The organism is Bradyrhizobium barranii subsp. barranii (genome assembly GCF_017565645.3).
Lineage (GTDB): Bacteria > Pseudomonadota > Alphaproteobacteria > Rhizobiales > Xanthobacteraceae > Bradyrhizobium > Bradyrhizobium barranii.
Genome location: NZ_CP086136.1, coordinates 1,847,403 through 1,864,888 on the forward strand (window position 1 = coordinate 1,847,403; position 17,486 = coordinate 1,864,888).

At 59.9% G+C, this 17,486-nt stretch carries 16 protein-coding genes and 4 pseudogenes; 7 read left to right on the top strand and 13 right to left on the bottom strand.

Going from position 1 to position 17,486, the window contains the following annotated elements:
- Positions 1-71: 71 nt before the first annotated feature.
- Positions 72-770, bottom strand: coding sequence for a hypothetical protein (locus J4G43_RS09040; RefSeq protein ID WP_155252150.1), 699 nt, complete (start codon positions 768-770; stop codon positions 72-74).
- 416 nt (positions 771-1,186) lie between these two features.
- Positions 1,187-1,915 (bottom strand): hypothetical protein, encoded by a 729-nt coding sequence (locus J4G43_RS09045; RefSeq protein ID WP_210387777.1) that lies wholly within the window; start codon positions 1,913-1,915, stop codon positions 1,187-1,189.
- 228 nt (positions 1,916-2,143) lie between these two features.
- On the opposite strand from J4G43_RS09045, the gene J4G43_RS09050 reads away from it, so the two are divergent.
- Positions 2,144-2,428, top strand: coding sequence for a DUF3892 domain-containing protein (locus J4G43_RS09050; RefSeq protein WP_080660118.1), 285 nt, complete (start codon positions 2,144-2,146; stop codon positions 2,426-2,428).
- 533 nt (positions 2,429-2,961) lie between these two features.
- Here the strand turns inward: J4G43_RS09050 and J4G43_RS09055 are convergent.
- Positions 2,962-3,345 carry a hypothetical protein gene (locus J4G43_RS09055; RefSeq protein WP_050995255.1) on the bottom strand — a complete coding sequence of 128 codons (384 nt, stop codon included), beginning with the start codon at positions 3,343-3,345 and terminating at the stop codon, positions 2,962-2,964.
- A gap of 178 nt (positions 3,346-3,523) precedes the next feature.
- Here J4G43_RS09055 and J4G43_RS09060 point away from each other — a divergent pair, with 178 nt between their 5' ends.
- On the top strand, positions 3,524-3,808 hold the full coding sequence (locus tag J4G43_RS09060) for a DUF3892 domain-containing protein (protein ID WP_028181455.1): 285 nt from the start codon (positions 3,524-3,526) through the stop codon (positions 3,806-3,808).
- Between the two features lie 746 nt (positions 3,809-4,554).
- Here J4G43_RS09060 and J4G43_RS09065 read toward each other — a convergent pair.
- Positions 4,555-4,758 (bottom strand): cold-shock protein, encoded by a 204-nt coding sequence (locus J4G43_RS09065; RefSeq protein ID WP_028181454.1) that lies wholly within the window; start codon positions 4,756-4,758, stop codon positions 4,555-4,557.
- Positions 4,759-5,304: 546 nt separating this feature from the next.
- Positions 5,305-6,522, bottom strand: coding sequence for a hypothetical protein (locus J4G43_RS09070; RefSeq protein ID WP_208084580.1), 1,218 nt, complete (start codon positions 6,520-6,522; stop codon positions 5,305-5,307).
- Positions 6,523-6,942: 420 nt separating this feature from the next.
- On the opposite strand from J4G43_RS09070, the gene J4G43_RS09075 reads away from it, so the two are divergent.
- Both J4G43_RS09075 and J4G43_RS09080 read left to right on the top strand, forming a co-directional pair.
- Positions 6,943-8,063, top strand: a protein-coding gene (locus tag J4G43_RS09075) for an IS3-like element ISRj2 family transposase (RefSeq protein ID WP_208089272.1) whose coding sequence is annotated in 2 segments (ribosomal slippage) — positions 6,943-7,186 and positions 7,186-8,063 — 1,122 coding nt in all. Because the reading frame shifts where the segments join, the coding sequence is not laid out codon by codon here.
- A gap of 519 nt (positions 8,064-8,582) precedes the next feature.
- Positions 8,583-8,740 (top strand): annotated as a pseudogene (locus tag J4G43_RS09080) (IS1380 family transposase); the annotation flags it as partial.
- Positions 8,741-9,049: 309 nt separating this feature from the next.
- Here the strand turns inward: J4G43_RS09080 and tnpC are convergent.
- From tnpC to J4G43_RS09110, 6 genes and pseudogenes are all read right to left on the bottom strand, one after another.
- A complete protein-coding gene (gene tnpC / locus J4G43_RS09085; RefSeq protein ID WP_225004754.1) occupies positions 9,050-10,255 on the bottom strand; it encodes an IS66 family transposase in 1,206 nt (401 codons plus the stop codon).
- Positions 10,256-10,340: 85 nt separating this feature from the next.
- Positions 10,341-10,493: pseudogene (locus J4G43_RS55590) on the bottom strand (hypothetical protein); the annotation flags it as partial.
- A 114-nt stretch (positions 10,494-10,607) separates the two neighbouring features.
- The gene (gene tnpB, locus J4G43_RS09095; RefSeq protein WP_061876445.1) at positions 10,608-10,961 is read right to left on the bottom strand and encodes an IS66 family insertion sequence element accessory protein TnpB; all 354 of its coding nucleotides are present in this window, start codon (positions 10,959-10,961) and stop codon (positions 10,608-10,610) included.
- Complete coding sequence (gene tnpA, locus J4G43_RS09100) at positions 10,958-11,422, bottom strand: IS66-like element accessory protein TnpA (protein ID WP_321576314.1); 465 nt, start codon at positions 11,420-11,422, stop codon at positions 10,958-10,960. Before tnpA ends, tnpB begins: the two co-directional genes overlap by 4 nt.
- Positions 11,419-11,772 carry a hypothetical protein gene (locus J4G43_RS09105; RefSeq protein WP_155252124.1) on the bottom strand — a complete coding sequence of 118 codons (354 nt, stop codon included), beginning with the start codon at positions 11,770-11,772 and terminating at the stop codon, positions 11,419-11,421. The genes tnpA and J4G43_RS09105 overlap by 4 nt, the downstream gene beginning before the upstream one ends.
- Positions 11,773-12,135: 363 nt before the next feature.
- The gene (locus J4G43_RS09110; protein ID WP_228411346.1) at positions 12,136-13,329 is read right to left on the bottom strand and encodes a DUF418 domain-containing protein; all 1,194 of its coding nucleotides are present in this window, start codon (positions 13,327-13,329) and stop codon (positions 12,136-12,138) included.
- A gap of 565 nt (positions 13,330-13,894) precedes the next feature.
- On the opposite strand from J4G43_RS09110, the pseudogene J4G43_RS09115 reads away from it, so the two are divergent.
- The 3 genes and pseudogenes from J4G43_RS09115 (at position 13,895) to J4G43_RS09125 (ending at position 16,300) form a co-directional block, all read left to right on the top strand.
- Positions 13,895-14,362: pseudogene (locus tag J4G43_RS09115) on the top strand (phage portal protein).
- Positions 14,363-14,987: 625 nt separating this feature from the next.
- Entirely contained in the window at positions 14,988-15,743 is a 756-nt protein-coding gene (locus tag J4G43_RS09120) for a nodulate formation efficiency C protein (protein WP_208084581.1), read from the top strand.
- A gap of 302 nt (positions 15,744-16,045) precedes the next feature.
- Complete coding sequence (locus tag J4G43_RS09125; RefSeq protein WP_028182033.1) at positions 16,046-16,300, top strand: ParB N-terminal domain-containing protein; 255 nt, start codon at positions 16,046-16,048, stop codon at positions 16,298-16,300.
- A gap of 308 nt (positions 16,301-16,608) precedes the next feature.
- Here the strand turns inward: J4G43_RS09125 and J4G43_RS09130 are convergent, their stop codons facing one another.
- Both J4G43_RS09130 and J4G43_RS09135 read right to left on the bottom strand, forming a co-directional pair.
- Positions 16,609-16,923: a P-loop NTPase family protein gene (locus tag J4G43_RS09130; RefSeq protein WP_225004756.1), complete on the bottom strand. Its 315-nt coding sequence runs from the start codon at positions 16,921-16,923 to the stop codon at positions 16,609-16,611.
- 100 nt (positions 16,924-17,023) lie between these two features.
- A pseudogene (locus tag J4G43_RS09135) lies at positions 17,024-17,358 on the bottom strand (IS3 family transposase); the annotation flags it as partial.
- Between the last annotated feature and the right edge of the window lie 128 nt (positions 17,359-17,486).

Consider the following 17,486-nt stretch of genomic DNA (forward strand, 5'->3'; position numbering starts at 1 on the left):
TTTATAATAGGTTGTCTGTACGGCGGCCGTCTTTTTCGAACTTCCCGAGCATCACAAAAGAATATTGTATATCAATATGTTACGAGGCAGTTTTTGAGATCAGAAAAGCCTGATGTCACACCGAATTTGTCGCAAGTGATCCTAACCGCCTCGCTTTTGCTCGGCTGCGTCTGGGGTCGGCATGTCCTACGATCGAAAACAAACCGATTGCTTTGGCTCGCACCGAACACCGAGAGCAGATGAGGAATGTCCTCCGGCCGCCTAGTTAAGATGTACATATCGCTTTGGGCGTCTCCCAGAATCGCGAAATGCACTTTCGCTGGGTCAAGCGCATCGAAACCGGTTCGCAGCTCTGTCTCGTCCTGCTTGATGTCCGTCACGATCCAGGCGCCCTGTAGTCTATTGTCAGGATCTGCGGCCAAGAACTTCGGCTCGACACTCCTGAACAGCAGCTGCACGTCGTGCGCCGGGGGCGCACCGCTCGTTAAGACAGCATCAGTCATCTGCGAATAAAAGTCGGCAAAGCGCCGCTTCACGTCAAACAGGATGCGCCGCGTTCCTGCCGCGCCCAATACCCAATCGACAGTTCGGTTGCCGGCACCAAGTCCCGTGACCTCATGTTCCGCCGGAATGGCATCGCTTACGCGCAACATGGGGAGCATCTCGGCCAGATATTCTTGATGCTTCGCCTCGTCTGCGAGCAAGGGGAGATAAGCCGTCCTCTTCTGCTCCGGCAAGCGCCGGCGTGCACAATCGAGCACGTCGAACAAGACTTTGACAGGCGGCCACATATGGACGCCCCACACAAGCGATCCGTCAACCTTGTGCGGCTCTCCGAACTCATAACGCCAAAAAAAATCAGCTTCTCGAGAAAGCATTCGCAGGCGGCAAGCTTGGGCGGAAGGATCGCGAGCAAGCCATCGCAGTCCGCATCAGTCCTTCCGCGCGCAAGGCCTTCCTCGCGCAGGCGTACCGGCAAGGTGCCTTTCGCGGCGACGAAATCGGGCTGAATCTTCTCGAGCCACATCTGATCCCACCCTTCTGGAATTCCAACCCGGCGCAGCCTCAACTTTTCTTTCTTGGGAAGTGGCCTATCGATCTGGAAAAAGCCTTTGTGAGTATTGATTGCCAAGCGCCTAAGTTCTGTTTTTGTTCCCATGGATAAATTGTCAAGATCGCGAACTCGTCAGACGTTCTCCACATTGTATCGATCGGGTCGATAGTCCTTGGTCAGACCGTCGCCGGAGTTGTAGACCCGCAATAGGCTTCCTACAGGGTTGTCTGAGACCGCCAGCCCTCCGGTCCCAGGTCCACTGAGCTTTTGCAAACTTCTCCATGGGAATGGCCATGGCAGTGGCAAGCCCTCTCCTAAGGGATCAAATAGTTCAGAACGTTCTTCAAGATCCTGTTCTATCGTGTTTGTGCGAGCGTGAATTCGCACGCCCTTGAGTGGTTTTCCCTTGCCCCAATAGTTGGCCGGATCTCGGGTGATCGCGGCGTCGGCACTCACTGGCGCCAAGACGGGGAGAGATATTCCAGCAGGCTCGTCCGCAGTGAAATCGAAGTCCTGGATCCCATCCTTTGGTACGTCAAAATAGTACCAGGCTCCGAGCTTCGGATTTGTCCATCCTGTTGAACTCGTCCTCCCGGATGCCGAAACGACAATTTGCGGAGGATCGCTTTTGAGTATCTTTATCACTGCGCTTTGTACATCATCACTGCGCTTTGTACATCGTAGATGCGTACCATTTTCGTCACTCCCTGCTAGCACTGCCTGAGCCTCCTCGGCATTAAACGTCGCGACTTGGCGATCTGCCAGGCTCAAAGACTGATCGGCCGCGCGGGCCTGATTGGTCGCAAGCACCTCAAGCGCTTGCGACCGTAGGGCTGTGATTTGCTGCTCGAATATGTGCATCCATTGGCCTGTAGCTACCTGTGTGGTGACGTCGCAAGCGATGGTGGCCAGCCTTCGCCCTTGGATTGGAAAGGCTGGCCACCCTGCTCCTGAGAGGGTCACATTCTCCAGGCGCCCCAGATAATGGCGCAGACAAGTAACCGGGGCACCTATCAGAATCGGCGGGTCCCTCCTCCTCGACCAGTCTCTAAGCTGGTCCGACAGCTTGCAGAAACGGGAGACACCAGCATGCCCAAACGCGTGCGCATTCGTTGCATAAACAAGACTGACAGGCGAAGCTCACACGAGAGAATCAAAAATGTCGGCGGGGTAAATTCAGACGGAACGCGATGGAAGCTATCCGTTGAGAAGACTATCCGAGACCTCGAAAGCCGCGAGTGGGAGTACTACGTCGAAGAATCAGGCGTCACTGTCGAGGTCATCGTCGCCACCGATGGCCGCCACAAGTACATCAAGACAACAGTTGACGGAATTCAACCGGACAATCTCCTTTCCCTCCCTGAGTGTCCGTGATGCTTATCGATCCCAGATCGTGGCAGCGCGAGCGCGACTCGGCGTCGGGAATGCGAAACGACGCTGTCCCTACCACGCCCGCGCTGCCCCAGTGTTAAGGCGACATGACTCGGCGCTTCGCGATGGAGCGATGAAGCGCCGTCCCTATCACGCTAACTTCGGTGGCCAGCCTTGCCAGGACAACGCCAACCACCTCGCTTTCCCGGGAGGGTCGTCAAGCTCCACGGGCGCCAAGTTGTAGCGCCAAGATCGCTCGTGGGGCACCTACCTGGATTGGTTGGGCTGCCTGGGGGCAAGGCCGATGTCGAAGCTGCCCGCGTCGCGAATTCTATTTCTCCGACTGCGGTATGTAGTCCCGGTGAAGGACGGTTGGCCTTGCAGCACCGTCAAAGAGCACAGTGATGCCGGTAGTTCGCGGGCTGATTTCGACTACCGTCCCGGTTTTGTGCAGCAAGTCCGAGCACCGGACATATTCCCAAGTCGGCTCATCTTGAAGCGACTGCCGACGGCAAGTCGGTGTGTCTTATGCGCGGTCATTCCTCGATTCGGGAATAGGTTTCCGTGACGTGCGCCACCGTAAGCTGGTAGCCCTGCGTCCTCGCCTCCGGAATATCCGCCAACCGACGATCAGAGGGTAGTGTGAGTCGAGAACTGATGTTGAAGTGAGGATACTTGCCCTTGATCCGGGGATGTAGTTCAGCCGCAACTTCCACGTCTGACGTCGCAATGTATCTGCCACCCCACATCTCGATGATGTTCTTTAAGGGGTAGGTTGGCTTTGCGAGTCTCTTTGTCGTACTTTGCGCATCAAACCACTCAAACGCGATCCTGATGCAGTCGTCATGTTCGTGCACATTATTCGGTTGTTGATATCGGACGCGTTTTTTGGCCTCTGAGATTTGTTGAGCGGTGAGCATACTACAGGCTATCCCTGTCGCGTCCGATGAATTGATTGCGATCAAAAGCGGAGGCCGCGCGAGCGCAAATTGTATCGCTGGGAGCTCGCGCAAGGCACCTACCTGAATTGGTCGGCGGCATGGTCCGCCACTGAACGCTAACCTTGTTGCTCCTTTTGCATCCGAAAGAAGAACTCCCGTGGCCAGACTCGCACGCGTTCGTTGCATCAGGAAGACCGACAGGACGAATCCACACGAGAGAATTAGCAGCATCGGCGGGGTATATTCGAACGGAAGTCACTGGAAGCAATCTGTCGTTCAGAAGATCAGAGACATCGAAAGCGGCGCGCGGGAATTCTATGTCCAGGAAGGCGGGCTCACTGCTGGTTTGATCGTGGCCAAACACGAAGGGCACAAGTACATCAAGACGACGGCAGACGGCATTCAGCCAGACAATCTTCTTTCACTCGCTGAGTGTCCGTGATGCTTGTCGATCCCAGATCGCCGGTAGTGCGGGCGCAACTCGGCGCCGTTCGGCTGCGCGGCGTCAGGCGCTGTCCCCGCCACGCCCGCACTACCCTTTGAAGTTAGCGGCAACATGACTCGGCGCTTGAAAAGTTCCTCGCGTTTACCCTGAGGAAGCGCTGTCCCTGCCACGCACCGCTAACTGGGGCCAGCCAGCCTCAGGCAGGAAAGAAGCTGACCTGGATCTTATCGCTCGCAGAACGAGCATAACTACCATAACGGGGCTTAGCCCGCGATGGAAGCAGCGCGAGCGCGACTCGGCGTCGGAATGCGTAACCGCCGCTGTCCCTGCCACACCCGCGCCGCCGGTGAAGTTCGCGGCAACGTGACTCGGCGCCTTGACGTGAACCGAGGAGGCGCTGTCCCTATCACGTGCCGCTAACTTCGCGCTGGTCAGCTTCAAGCGGGCAGCAAGAAGCTGATGGGTGTGTATCTTTCAGCCAACGCCACAACAGCGCAACTACCTGAACCGGTCGTTCACCTGTCTTGGCAATCAGTCTGGGATTGCAGGCGGCGCAGGTGCGAGTCGCAATCGGTAACTTATACCAAGCCAGGTACAGCGCGACGAACAGTACCAAGGCTGCAAGCCCGAACGCCCAGCCGATGCAATAGCGCCTTATCCATCGGCCAATTCCGATCGATCTCCTCGGCCGCCTGCAGCGACATACCACTGCGGCCTTTCTGTTGAACAACACAATGGGCGCATCACCCGATTCGTAGATTTTCCGCCGAGTCTTTTCCGCGATTGTTCACGACGTCGAAGCTAACCTTGGCTCCCTCGGCGAGAGAGGTGAAACCGGCCTTCTCGACTGCCGAGATATGGACGAACACGTCCTTCTGGCCGTCGTCCGGCTGGATGAAACCATAACCCTTTTGGGTGTTGAACCACTTCACGGTGCCCATTGCCACTTAACTTCTCGATTTTTCAAAAATGAAAAGTAGTGCGCGACTCCGACAAAAGAATGGCTTACGCCGCGCCTTGCACGCGCCAGGCCTAGCCGAAGAAGCTGGTGCTGTCGGCGGTGCCGGCAACCGTGCCGGGGAAGAAGGTAGACACTCCGGCGCCGGCTGGTGAGTTCGGGCGGTAGGTTGCCGAGATTCAATTTCATTTGTGGCGTCCGATTTCCTTCAGCAGCTGCGCCCGCATTCCGAGCACAACATCGGCCGGCAAATCGTTTGTTGCAAAAATTGGCTGGGCGCGCGCTGCTGTTCCCCGCTCGCGCGCGCCCATCGTGCGCCGCTAATTGACCGGCGCGACCTTTGGATTGCCCAACACAACGGTCGCACCAGCAGCGAGCGAAGTCCCGGAGTTCAGCGTCAACACAGCCCGAAGGTATCGATTTCCGCTGTGGGCTTCGGATATTCCCGCCATTTCGCAGGGTGGCGACAGTAGGCTCTATCCGGATCATCCGGCTTGGAGCAGAGCCCTGAACTCGAAAGCGTCCAACAAAACGTCTAACAAACCGTCCAACAGCGGGGGTAAGTCATGCCTGACTTTCTGACCCGCAGGGACGGCACGTGGCACTTTGTGCGCCGCGTTCCCACTGAGTTCTCCAAGTACGACAGCCCAGCCAGAGACCGCAACAACGCAAACGCAAAATCGTAAGAATGAATGCCGGCAAGAATATTTTGAAAGAGGACGTCATCAATTGCGGAAAGGAGATCATGGCGGAAGTCCCTGCCGCGATTGGCCTGAAACTCGTCCCGCACCTTCGCAAGGACCTCCAGCTTGCTCCCTTGATACTTCTCATCATCGATCAGCATGACGATGCCGATCAGGAAGTAGAAACGCGCCGCAATTCCACTTTTGTCGGCGATCCTTTTAAATGTATCGGCGTCTCGATCGAGTGCACATAACTTAAGCCCCTCAAGCGCGCCGATGAGGACGGCTGGCTCACTGTTGGCTTGCAACCTAGTCACGGCAGCCGAGACGATTTCGGCTTCCGTAAGTTGGCCTAGCCGCATGGCTGCGGCCGTCAGTACCCGGAGCCCTGCCGCACTAACCACGGAAAGAGCTTCCCGGCGTGCATCGGCAGCGCGTCCCGGCACAAGAGTAACCCGCATGTCCTCGACGATGGAAACCGGACCGTATTCGGTCTGTCCGTTCTTGTCGCGCCGCCAGTCGGGCGCCGCGAGCGTGCCGTCCCGCTCGAAATGAAAGTTCTGAATGACAAGCATGCCGCTATGCCCGCCGGGATGCTCCACCGCGTTTCTCATCGCGACAAAGGGCGCGATACACGCCGGAAGCTGTTTCAAGTACCGGATGTGATCGGGCTGGGCCTGGAAGTTCGCCTCGGCATACTCGATCACGGACGGACGTGGCTTCTTCGGCATCGTCCATTCGCTCGCTTCCTCGAAGCTGGTCCCGAACAGGAGATTAAAGACCTGGAGCAGATCGCGCAGGAAGTTCTTCGCTTCATAAAGATAGTTGCGGCATTCTTCCTCGAGCTGCATGACCTGCGGCAGCGTCACGGAGACCGCGCCCCTGCCGGGCGGCTTGTAGGAGGCCGCCAGCTTTTCAGTTTCCGCGCGAAGCTTTTCTTGGATTTGCGAGAGGCGCAGCAGCTTTGGCGTGAGGTCGTTCAGGTAAAGGCTCTGGATCTTCTCCGCCTTGTCTTTTGCGATCGCGCAGTTCTGCAAAATCTCGAAGTTTTGCAGCGTGAGGCGCGCCACGATCGGATTCGTGACCCTGGTCCAGCTTTTGGGCAACAACAAAGGGTAGCATAAAGGCCTCTTATCACCTTCATGTCGTCGGGTCGCGGACGGGGTGTCTTCCATAGAACGCGACACTTGAACGATCCAAGGATGGCCGACGTCCTGGGACCTACAGCTCCTGGTTCAGGAAAACGAAATCGTGGACGCTATTCGGCTCGTGCTCGCTGGCCACAGGATGGCAATCGAAGGAGCCGCAGGAGTGGCGGTAGCCGGCTATCTGAAGACGGCGGAGCGATACGCTGGCCAGAACGTTGCCGTCGTGGTTTGCGGCGGTAATATTTCCTATGAGAAGAGCTGGCCCCGCAAATTCGGACAGTAGCTTGAGTGGATTTTCTGCCTGACAGCGGCGAGGATTCTTGCTGCGAATCAGGAGCGAAGATGACGAAGAAGAGCCGCCGGACGCATTCTCCGGCATTCAAGGCGAAGGTTGCTTTGGCTGCGGTCAAAGGCGACAAGACACTGGCGCAGCTGTTTGATGTTCATCCGAACCAGATCACGATCTGGAAAAACCAGCTCCTGGAAGGCGCCGCCGGCGTGTTTGGGCATGACAAGACATCGGCCGAGACGCCGGTCGATTTGAAGGCGTTACATGCCAAGATCGGCGAGCTGGCGTTGGAAAACGATTTTTTGTCCGGCGCGCTCACCAAGGCGGGCCTGCTGAGCGCAAAGCGATGATCGACCGCGATCATGATCTTTCTATCGTGCGCCAGGCGAAGGTCCTGAAGCTGGCTCGCAGCACGGTCTACTATGAACCTCGGCCAGTTTCGGCCGAGGACCTTGCCTTGATGCGTCGGCTCGATGAGCTGCATCTCGATTATCCCTTCGCGGGAGCGCGTATGCTGCGATCGTTGCTGCGGCGGGAGGGCGTATACGCCGGTCGCCGCCACATCGCGACGCTGATGAAGCGCATGGGGATCGAGGCGGTCTATCGTCGCCCGAACACGAGCAAGCCGGCTCCGGGTCACAAGATCTACCCGTACCTGTTGCGCGGATTGAAGATCGAGCGGCCCGACCATGCGTGGGCAATGGACATCACCTACATTCCGATGCGGCGTGGCTTCGTCTATCTCGCGGCGGTCGTCGATGTGTTCAGCCGACGGGTCCTGGCCCATCGCGTCTCGATCACAATGGAGGCGGCCTTCTGCGTCGAAGCGGTCCAGGAGGCGTTGGCGAAGCACGGCAGGCCCGAGATTTTCAACACGGATCAGGGCAGCCAGTTCACCAGCCTCGAGTTCACCGATGTGCTGCTGGACGCGAAGATCGCCATCAGCATGGACGGCAAGGGCGCCTGGCGCGACAACGTGTTTGTCGAGCGGCTCTGGCGCACGGTCAAATACGAAGAAGTATATCTCCGCGCCTACGACAGCGTGTCCGAGGCGCGAGCGTCAATTGCCAAGTATCTGGCCTTCTACAATCAGGGACGCCCTCACTCGAGCCTTGACGGGCGCACGCCCGACGAGGCTTACTTCGGCACGCAAGCTATGGTGATGGCCGCATGACCGTCGCCGACGGTTTTGTCGTCGCTCTGGTCGGGCTACGCCCTCCCGACGCAACGACAAAACCGTAAAGCCCCGCGTTCAGCATAACCCGGCAGGAATCCACTTAAATCCAGCGGGGCGCTGTCCAAACAACCGGGGCCAGCTCTAGATGCTATGCTCAATCCTCTGCTAACAGAGCGGCCGGCCGTCGGCTTCAGTGCGCGTGCGGTGACGAACGGGGCGTGGCATGCCGCGATTGGAGCGCGATCGTCGGTGCCTCGCAAACTATCGATCCTAGCCGAGCTCGCACAAATAAAGCCTAGGAGATGGGGTAGTTGAAGTATTGCTGTTTGCACGGCACTTTCCAGCTTGGATCCAGCGCTCAGGCGATTGTCACTTTACCAACCCAGTGGTGAGCTGAACCGGGGACACGAGCCCGCCCTCGGGGAACCCAGAGTGCGACTCCGAACAGACCACACTCGCCAACCAATCTGCGTCAGTAACTAACGGAGAATTACCCAATGGATTATGAAACGCGGGGTCGCTGACGACATCCGCACGCGACGCGCCATCGAGAACCTGCCTGTTCTGGGCGGCTATACCGAGACGCGCCAGAAGGCAAAGTCTTGGATCGCGAACGGCGCACCGTGGCCCGTATTGAGGTGACCATGCTCGGCCTCGACATCCGCTTCCTACTCCTCGTCAGAGCAGATGTGCGGCCGCATCAATCGGACTAAAAACCGCACTCTCACGAATAGGACGGGCTAAAAGCGAAGTTTACCCCGTCGAGGCGCGATCCCGCATCCTGTCGGAAGGTCGGCGCCCGTCTGTAGGCGCCGAAGGTCTAAGCGACCCTTCGGCCCGAAAGCTCTTGGTTCGCCGCCAATCTGATTAGACCGTCGACTGCGTTTCGAACTGCACGCTCGTTGACCAAGCGCTCTTCGGCCTGTGAGAGATAGATCCGTCCTTCATCGCGCTCGGCAAATGTCTCTCCAGACATCGCCTGTTCAGTGAAGGCAAGTCCCTTTCGGTCTCGCGATCTGGGCATTCATCTCTTCGATGAGCGACGCAAGCAAGGCCCAATTTTCAGCCCCGACCTCATGCAAGAGAGCATTTTTTCTGGTCAGGCAGACTGGCCGGATGGCGTTCTCGACCGGGTTCGTGTCGAGCTCGAGGCGCCCGTCTTCGAGGAAGCGGGTCAGCCCCTGCCAGTGATTGAGCGCGTAGCGGATGTCCTCGGCGAGCGTCGAACCGCTGGAGATCATCGACAGCTGTTTCTCGAACCAAGGCTTTAACGCGGCGACCATGGGCAGCGAGTGCTCCCTGCGCGCGGCCAGCCGGATGTCCGGCGATGAGCCGCGCACCATAGCTTCGATGGTGTAAAGCTGTGCGATGTGCCGAACGGCGGCCTCGGCGATCGGCGATTTGCTGTTACGGGCCAATTTGACGAAGCGCCGGCGCAAATGGCTCCAGCAATGCACGAGCGTCCACGGCCCTTGCGGTCGAGCGACTTCGGTTAGCCGGTCATAACCGTCATAGGCATCGCATTGCAGGAAGTGTCCGCAAGAGCCATCCAGGAACTGCTCCGCAAAGGCACCGCTGCGACCGGGGGCATATCGGAACAGCACGATCGGCGGACTTGGGCCGCTGTGGCCGCGGTCGTCGGAGACGATCGCCCAGAAGTAGCCCTTCTTCGTTTGGCCTCGCCCGGGATCGAGCACCGGCGCCGTGGTTTCGTCCATGAACAGACGATCCGCCATGGCCAGGCGGCGGCGCATGTGGTCCGCGATGGGCTGAAGATGGAAGCAGGCGCGGCCGGACCAGTTGCCCAGTGTCGCCCGATCAAGTCGGATGCCCTGGCGCGCATAGATCTCGGCTTGGCGGTAAAACGGCGCATGGTCGCCAAACTTGGAGACGATCACGTGAGCAATCGCCGCTTCGGTCGGCAGCCCGCTGGGCACGACGTGCTCCGGTGCGTGCGCCTGCACGACAGGGCCCGAGCAGTGGCGACAGATGTATTTCGGGCGGCGCGTGACCAACACCCGCCATTGCGCCGGGATCACGCCGAGGCGTTTGCTGACGTCCTCGCCGATCTTTGTCATGGCGCCGCAACCGCACGGACAGAGCGTGCTCGCAGGCTCGATGATCCGTTCCACCCGTGGCAAATGGGCAGGCAAGCAGCCGCGATTGCGATGAGAACCTTGATCCGGCACGCTCCGCGATCAGCCCTTGATCACAGCCTCGGCTCTCCTGCGCCGCGTCCAGGATGCCTTGCGCGATCTCCACGTCTTCCAACGGTAAGTGATACTGATCTGGCCGCAGCTTCTCGGACTTCGCGCCGAACTTTTCGCGTCGCAATTCGCCGAGGATGACCTCCAGCCGACGCCGCGCTTCCTCCGACGCCGCCAGCGCCCCCTGATGCTCGCTCAAGGCCGCCTGCGTTTGCGCCAAAAGCGCTTTCAGTTGTTCATTTTCGTCGCGCAGCGCCGCGATGCTACGCTATTTCGAGCACATCGCCGCCGCGCGTGCCACGTTCAAAATAGCTTCCGAGTCATTCTGCCGCAGTTATCCAGCCGCCTGGGGACGCCGCGCTTCTTCCGGGCGGACCAACCTCCAATCCAGCCCCTCGAACAGGGCTGCGAACATCGCCGGCGATATCCGCATCACGCCGTCTGCAATCGTTGGCCAAACGAACTTGCAACCTTCAAGACGCTTGTGCACCAACACCAGGCCCGTTCGATCCCAGACCAAAATCTTGATCCGGTCCGCTCGTTTCGATCGGAACACGAAGGCTGCGCCGCTGAACGGGTCGAGACGAAGCATCTCCTGCACCTTCGCCGCAAGCCCATCGTGGCCACAGCGGAAGTCGATCGGCCGCGTCGCGATGTAAATCTTCAGATCGGCACCGGCCGCGATCATCGTGACGCTCGCACTGCGCGGATCACCCGGGACAACTGCTCGCCATCTATGGCTGTGTCCGTCCGCAGCACGACATCGCCGATCGCGATCTCAAGCTTGATCGCCGGAACGTGACGCTCCTCCACCGCGCTTTCCACGACCAGCGGTGCGAATGTCGACTGCGATGCCTCGCACGGCGCCAACATGCCTCGCTGTCGAAAGCGTCGTCGCCAATCGTAAATTTGCCAGCGCGTCGCTCCGTGCTTGCGCGCCACCTCGGACACCTGGGCACCAGGTAGCAGGCTCTCGGCGACGATCCGGGCTCTCTCAGCCTCCGAACGCACACGGCGCCCCGAGGGTCCTTCGAGGACCTCCAGCCGGCTCACCGGCCCTACCGGTGAGCCGGCCAAATGGACGTCCTTTTTGCTGTCCAATCCCATCCAAACCTCCGTTCCAAGTCGGAGGCTTCTTCGCACATTCATTCTAACTCTGAAGCCAGGGTAGCGGCTTCGCGCTTACGAAGGAATGGCACAAGGTCCATCAGCGCAACGAACCGCTCGACCTCCGCGTCCACAACATCGCGGCGCGGCTCTCGCTCGGGATCAATATCGAGCGCCGTTTGATGACCTTGCGCGCCGCAGCGGCGAACGCGCTGAATGCCGCTCCGCAGCCGACCGCCGCGCGCGAAGAACCCGTCCCGGCGGCTCCTGAGGCCGTTCCTGCGCGGCGGCGCATCCGCAGCCGTGGCGTTGAAAGTTAGGAATTGAGCAGTTAGATGAAGAGAATGATGACCGGAGATAATGTTCGAGCCGCCCGTGCGAAGCTGGGCCAAATGTGGAAGCCCGGCGGCGGCGCGCTGACCGCGCAAGAGCTTGTGCCCGCCCTTGGCGCTGTCTGACCACGGCACCGACCACGTTTACAACGTGGAGAAGAGCGAATCCGCCGTGTCGGGCACTATCGAGATGCTTCTGCGCATCTCTCGCCGGTGGAGTGCCGCCCGACGATGCCGTGATCTTCAAGGCCACGCCAAAGCGAGCGCGCTAGGTAGTCTTCTGGCAGCTAACTTCCGGCTGTGCTCTGTAAGCGGACGGTCGTCGGCATAGACGGGGTTGTCCGAGATGGGCCAAAACCAGCCGCACCCGCTTGGGCGGCTTCCGCTTGAAGCAGAACGCAGCTTGGGTATCTGGGGCCCGCATCAATCTGCTATCGTCGCGCGCATGATGGCTAAATTGACCGTTGCCCGCATCGGCTGCGGTACCCCATACATGCATGAGCGCCAGAGCCACTCGACAGGACCGAACCGATAGTGGCGCAGCCACCACGCGCTGAACCCCACCTGCGCGACATACACGAAAATGCCGATCGCCAGTGTCGCGGCCACGCCGAGGCGGCCAAATTGGCCTAGACCATAGCCGTAGAAGATCCAGCCGCAGATCACAGATTGCGCCAGATAGTTGGTTAGCGCCATGCGGCCAAGCGGCGCGGCCCAGCCCAGCATCCTCCGCTCGCCCGAGAGGTTCACAGCGGCGATGACCGCGGCCGCATAACCCACGGCCAACACGACCGCCCCCAGCTGTTCCACCGGAAAATGCGCGCGCCCGAGCGACGGCCCATCGAAGAGCTCTTGTCCTGCTGCCGCGAGACTCAATCCGCCGCCGAGAAGAATGCCAAAGGTTGCGACGACGAACAGCAGGCGCCGGTTCGCCGAGGCCCGACGCAAAACCCCGCTGCGCCACGCGAGGGCGCCAACGAGGAACAGCGCGACAGTGCGCGGAAAGACCACGACGTGCGCCGGAAAAATCGCCGGCACCTCGCGGATCCGGAACGCGAGCACATCGAAAAATCCGCCCGTGCCGTAGGCACGCATCGCGTCCGCGGCAAGAGCGGCCATCCCGGCTGTTCCCGGCAGCGGCACGATCGGCGGTAGCACCGGCATGGTCACGTAGAGCCCCAGGAGCAGCAGGGCTGCACCCGCCATGAGCCACCGCGCGCAGCCGAGGAAGGGCAGCACCACGAAGCCCGCCAGCGCATATTCGACGAGAATGTCGCCGTTCCAGATCAAATAGAGATGCACCAGGCCAATCGCCAGCAACACCACCAGCCTGCGCCCGAGCAAGATCATGCGCCGTGCATCGCCGGCAAGCCGCTCGAATTGGATGACGAGGCCGACGCCGAACAGCAGCGAGAACAGCGCAAGCGCCTTCCAGTCGACGGCGACCGTCAGCACAGCCGCCACCACCCGGTCGAGCGGCCCCGCCGGCTCCGCGTTCGGCAAGAACGGCGCGTAGAAGGAGACCCGAAATATGGTCACGATGTTCATGGCGAGCACGCCGAACAGGGCCAAGCCCCGCAGCACGTCAATCGCGTCGAGCCGCTCCGACGGGCTCATAGGCTTTGGAGGCGCTTCACTCGCCATTGGCGCGCTGCGTGAGCCGATGCTTCCGCTGGAAATCGCAGGACTCCCAATTTCCGGTGGAGAGATTTAGAATCCTGCCTCGTGCCGCGTCAAACTACCTGAATTGGGCAAAGTCTCACAATGCGCTCGATGTGAGTTCGGGGTTTTGCCGGTTCCAGTCGATGTGGTCCGGATGGCACCGCCGAGGTCGGTTCGGGGCAAAAGCGGCAAGACTTTGGATAAGCTTAACATTTCCGGTCAGCCCCGGTAAGCGGAAGTCTGCACGAGTTGAGGTCGTGCTAAGGGAGATCGGAACGAGCGGTCAGCGTTACACGATCAAGGATCGTGAGCTTTGGTGCGCCGATTTGCGCCAACTCGATCAGCGCGCCCAACACTTGGAAAAGCGGGCAGCGCGTGCGAAGCGCGGCGGCATTCGTACCCAGCGGGTGATCCCGCTGTGATTAAGCCCGTCGCTCCGACCCTTATGGACCGCTTCCTGGCGGGCGTCGCGCCAAACTTCGCGACGCGCCGCTACCACGCGCGCCTCTCTCTCAACTACATGGGCCAGTACGCCGGTGCGCGCTCGAACCGGGCGGCGCTCAAGGCGTGGAAAACGCATCCCGGCTCGGCCGATTCCGACTCGCTTGGCGATCTTCCCACGCTGCGCAGCCGCTCGCGCGATCTCGGCCGCAACAACCCCATCGCCGCCGGTGCCAAGCAAACCTCCAAAAACAACGTCGTTGGCTCCGGCCTGCGCGTGCGCTCGAAGCTGAACCCGAAGCTTGTCGGCCTCTCTCCGGAAACCGCCGAGTTGTGAGAGCGCAACACCGAGACGCTGTTCGATCTTTGGGCGCAGTCAAAGCTCTGCGACATCACGCTCACGCAGAATTTCTATGAGCTTCAGGGGCTCGCTTTCAACGCGGTGTTTGAGTCCGGCGACACGTTCGTGCTGCGGCGGCCCCCGAAACGCCCGAATGCCGTTGTGCCGCTCGCGCTCAACGTGATCGAGGCTGCTCGCCAGTCGTGATATCCTCAATGGAATCGGCGAGGCAGTCGAGACGCGCGGCTTCGCCCACATGACCAGCGGCCCTTCCATTGGCGCGCTGCTCGATCAACTTGACTGCACGCAACGCGCGCTCAACCTCGCCGTCGCGAGATGACCTTCTTCGCGATCATTTCAGTTAGCGGATCGTCACCATCCTTCACGCAAACGGTATAGAGCGCTTGCTTGTAAGCCGCCCTGATGCGGTTGACCATTTCGGGCTCCATCGCGGCGTCTCGAACCATTCGGTGAATAATTCACATGTCTCAACCTGGGGTTCGGCACGTCTCCCTCCGACTGAGACGAACCATAAACGCTTCCCCCGAACGGAGTTCACCGAGAGAAGCAATGCTAGAACGTGAATTTAGTATTCCCCCGGGACTGGTAAAGCGACGCGCATCGTCCGGACCGGGCGCATGCTTCGCGGTGGCCTTTTGACCTTTGGTTTCTCGCAAAAAGTGGCTTCCCGAGCCGTGATTGGCCCGCCGCCGGGACCGTCACTCCAGACGCCGATGGCATTGTGACCGACCAACCCTGATAGGTGCGTCTTGGGTCTCTTCGGAGATACGATGTGACGCGTAAGGGGCGGCTGCGTAGGGTAAGAGACTAGATGACTAATAGGCGCGTGCTTTGGTTCGCTCTCGGGCTCGGGCTCTGTGTCGGCCTTATTCTGTGGCTGGTTTTGCCCGGCGGGCTGGCCGGTAAGGGCGACGGCGTCCGTGCGGATGACAACCCTCTGATCGACAAGGTTAGATCAACTTGGCGAGCGGAGGATGGTGAGACGGCGGAGGAAATCTTTGCCAAGGTCGCGACGGTAGCCCACTTCGTTCCCAGAGGATGGGAGGCTGGCCGAAAGACCGACACTGGCGAGCGCGTTGTCTTTTCATGGGCCAAACACAGGTCTGACAAAACGACGGACGAAAATATGGTCATGTGGGAGGTGGCCCCCGATGGCACGGCGAAACTTGTGACTCTATATGCGAAACCGATGGAACTAGGCTGGCAAGCGTTCGCACTGTCTCTTGTTGTTGACGAGGTAGCCAATAACGAAAGAGGCGTGAACCGCCGCTTTCTGCATGATCCCGCTAACTTCAACTTCGTGACGACCGCACAAGGCAAGTTGGGCGATCTTCTGCGGCGCGGCCGCTGCACTATCGGCGAACCGGTTGGAGTGCACTACTCGCCAAAGGCAGAGGATCAGCAAGCCGCCGAGGACGACCTGTGGCACGTCGAGCTTTCGGTCGGCTGCAATGTTCAAGGACTTGGCGACGGAGCCATCATTTTCGAGAGGCCCAAACGGCAAGATTGGGAACCGCAATCCGTGTTCGCCAAGCTTTTCGCCACGTCTTCGCCGCTCTTGGTTTGAGCTTGCAGTCCCAAAAGACCCGGAAGCATTCGAGCCGACCCGAAGGACATTGCCAAAGTGAAGGCAGAAAACAAGCTGGAGATGCAGGGCCGTCTATCATAGTTAGCGTTGATACATACGATCGCGCGCGCAGAGAACCGGGCGCGAGAGCCTGTCATCCGGGGTAGACCATGGATGCACTGGCGAGCAAGCCGACCGTGGAAACATGGCCGTTGCCCCATATAGGCCTCTGTGAACGCAATTCCGGCGCCATTCGCCCGAGGAAATCCAGCAGATCGCGGCATCGCCAGTGGGGCTGGACGATGCCGATCCTTGCGGCGGATGACGGCATGGCTCTCGCAGGTCACAGGCGGCTCGCCGCGGGCAAACAGCTCGGCCTCGCCGAGGTGCCAATCGTCGTCGCGTGCGGTTGGAGCGATCAGCAGAAGTGCGCCTATGTCATCGCCAACAATCGGCTGACAGACGCCAGCGATTCGGACGACGAGATGCTGCGGCTCGAATTGTCCGACCTCGTGGAGGGCGGCTTCGAGAACGCGCTGACTGGCATAACCGGGTAGGTCGGAATCCAGGAGTTCGTCCTTGCGCGCCGCCGCCGCAGTCCGAGCACGCAACAGGAGTCGGAGCCGTCGCTTGTCTTGCAAGGATCGTGCGATCAGTCGTATTCTCGCCTGTGTGCTCCGATCACAGATTTAGAGCAGCAATCCCGACGCACAACACAAACAGGCCATCGTCAACGGCTCGGCTCCCCGGCGCGGTAGGCTCCACGAGCGAGCGCCGCGCGCGGCGCGTCTGCCTAGCACACCGCTTTTTCGTTTCTTCCGTGTGGCTCATGATCTGACGCCCCCTCGACAAGCTTTTTCAAGACCTACCGCCACAGCTCTCGAACTTCCTCCGAGGCTCTTCCCTCTTGTGCAAACTCGGTCACGCCTAATCCTGCCCCAAGCACGTCCTGATGGTCATTGCGCTGTCCGACATAGGGCAGCGCAAGCACCCCGAGCGAATTGAGCGACGTTGCAGCTTCAGTCAAGCGGCAGCCCCGCGGTGGTGTCTGATTGAGGACGAACGCAAATCGGCGGTTGAGCCTACGAATAGCAATCAGCGTCGGTATCGCAGCTTCGATGTCCGCCGGACTCGGACGCACCGGAATCAGGCAAAGATGGGCCCCCGCGATGGCGCGCATGGCCAGTGCATTATTCGTGGCGGCGGTATCGATGACGGCGAGCGAGATCCCCTCAGCTTCAAGGCCGACGAGCGCCCCTTCTATTTCGACGGGATCGGCGAGCCACCACGCAGAACGAGACGTCTATCGTGTTCGGCAATCGCCACGCCAGAACCGCACGGCTGGTCCAGTCGACGATGACGACGAGATAAAGAAAGTGGCGGCCGATGGGCAGATACCTGATGTCGGCCGCCCATACCTGGTTTGGCCGGTCGATCGTCATGTTGCGCAACAAATAGGGATAGATCTTGTGGCCCGGCCCCGGCCTCGTCGTGTTCGGCCTTGGTCCCAGCGCCGCGATGCCCATCTTGCGCATCAACGCTGCACGCGCTTGCGATTGACCTGAAGCCCCTCAGCCTTCAGCATCGCGGTCATCCGCCGCGAGCCCAGGAACGGCCATCGCTTGCTGGATCGCATTGTACAACTGCGCATCAGAACACCCATCTGGCTATGTGATTGAAGAGAAGAGACTTTGTTGAGCGGGATGCGATCCCGCGGGGTATTTTGGTTCTTTCGCGCTCGTT